Raw genomic sequence first — 1848 nt, forward strand, 5'->3', positions numbered from 1 at the left:
CACCGGTGATGAGCCGGACTCCGATCCCGTTGCGCCGCAACGCCGTCAACACATTCGCCGACTCGGGACGCGGGGTATCGGACAGGCCCAACAGGCCGACGAACTCCAGTTTCCTGGTGCACAGTTCGGCGAGGTGGTCGGCGTCCGCCCGGCCACGTGCGGCGGCCCCGGTGACCGGACGCCGGGCCACCGCGAGCACCCGCAATCCGTCGCGGGCCATCTCGTCGACCGTGCGCCCGACGGCGGGGGCCAGCTCACCGCAGGCGGCCAGCACCACCTCGGGCGCCCCCTTGATCACCAGCTCATCCCCGAGCAGTGCGGCCGAGAACTTGCGGCCCGAGCGGAACGGCAGGTAGACGCCGGTCTGCTCGGATAGGTCGGGGCCGGCCTCGGCCACCGCGGCATCCGTGGCGTGTTCGTAGTGCGACCCGTTCTTGGGCGGCGTGGCCCGGGCAGCACAGTCGAGGACCTGCTGCTCGGAGGCGCCGCTGCCCACGGTGCGGACCTGCGTCACCCGCAACCGGTTCTCGCTGAGGGTGCCGGTCTTGTCGAAGCACACCACGTCCACCCGGCCGAGCGCCTCCACCGAACGGGGGCTGCGCACCAACGCCCCGGCCCGGGTCAGACGTCGCGCCGACGCCTGCTGCGCCAACGTCGCGACCAGCGGCAACCCCTCGGGCACGGCGGCCACGGCCACCGCGACNGCTCGGCGAGGACCGCACCGGGTGTGGCCTCGACCTGCTTGGGCACCGGCAACGACTCACCGGTGAGCGCGGCTTCATCGGCCTCGGCGTCGAGCGCCTCCAGGATCCGGGCATCGGCAGGCACCACTTCACCGGGGCGCACCTCGATGACATCGCCGGGGCGCAGCCGCGCCGCCGGCACGCTCTCGAGATCATCGCGATCGTCGCGCCGCACGACCCGGCGGGCCGGCGGATCCTGAACGGCCAACAGACGGCGCAACAGACGTTCGGCCCGGACCTGTTGCGTGGCAGCCAGGATGGCGTTGCCGGTCAGCACCGAGCCGACCAGTACCGCGTCCACCGGAGAACCGAGCATCGCACTGGCGGCCGAGCCGACGGCGAGCACCGGGGTGAGCGGATCGGACAGCTCCCCCCGCAGCGCGGTGCCCAGTTCGGCGAGCTGACGGGGGACCAGGTTCCGGTGCCACGGCACCTCGCGGGCCTCCCGGGTATCCGAATCCTCGCCCGAATCGGCCAATTCGGCCAGCCGCGCCCGCACCTGCTCGGGCGTCATGGCGTGCCAGTCCTCGACGGCCGCGGCCTTGGGCACCGGATCCAGCAGCGCCCGGTGGGCCAGCCAGTATCCGGAGACCAGGCCCGCGGCGGCACCCGCGGTGATGGGTCCGGGACCGCGGCCGCGGACCCCGGGCACCATCAGCAGAGCGCCGAGCAGCGTGCTGCCGGTCGCGAGTTCCACCCCGCGCTCGCTGGCCCGGCGAGCGGCGGGCATGGCATGCAGCAGTCGCCATACCGCGGCGAGGTCCACGCAGAGGACATCGGCGTGCCATGGGATGCCGGCCTCGGCGCGGGAACCGAGCACTCCGACGGCGAGATCGGCGGCGCTGAGCGTCCGCACCGCGTCCGCCGACAACACCACCACGGTGCGCCCGTCGCGCTGCAGGGTTTCGACGGCATCGGCCAGCGCCGCATCCATGTCGTCCTCGGCGCGATAGAGGTCGTCGAACGACGACCGCAGATCGCCGAGCTGATCGATGTCGAGCGATACCGCCTGCGCGCCGGCCCGGCGGATCTCGGCCAGGACGTGGTGGGCGAGGGGATCGTGGCTGTGGCGCACCAGCACCCGGCCGCGGGTCTTGCCGTTTGC

2 protein-coding genes are annotated in these 1848 nt (G+C 73.2%); both read right to left on the reverse strand.

The window, feature by feature from the left end; translation table 11 throughout:
- The coding region (locus tag BN4332_RS34565; protein ID WP_235654172.1) for an HAD family hydrolase at positions 1–697 on the reverse strand (697 nt) is incomplete at its 3' end.
- Positions 622–1677: a P-type ATPase actuator domain-containing protein gene (locus tag BN4332_RS22510; RefSeq protein WP_435405205.1), complete on the reverse strand. Its 1056-nt coding sequence runs from the start codon at positions 1675–1677 to the stop codon at positions 622–624. The genes BN4332_RS34565 and BN4332_RS22510, both read right to left, overlap by 76 nt.
- Positions 1678–1848: the final 171 nt, after the last annotated feature.

The organism is Mycolicibacterium houstonense, assembly GCF_900078665.2.
Classification (GTDB): Bacteria; Actinomycetota; Actinomycetes; order Mycobacteriales; family Mycobacteriaceae; genus Mycobacterium; species Mycobacterium houstonense.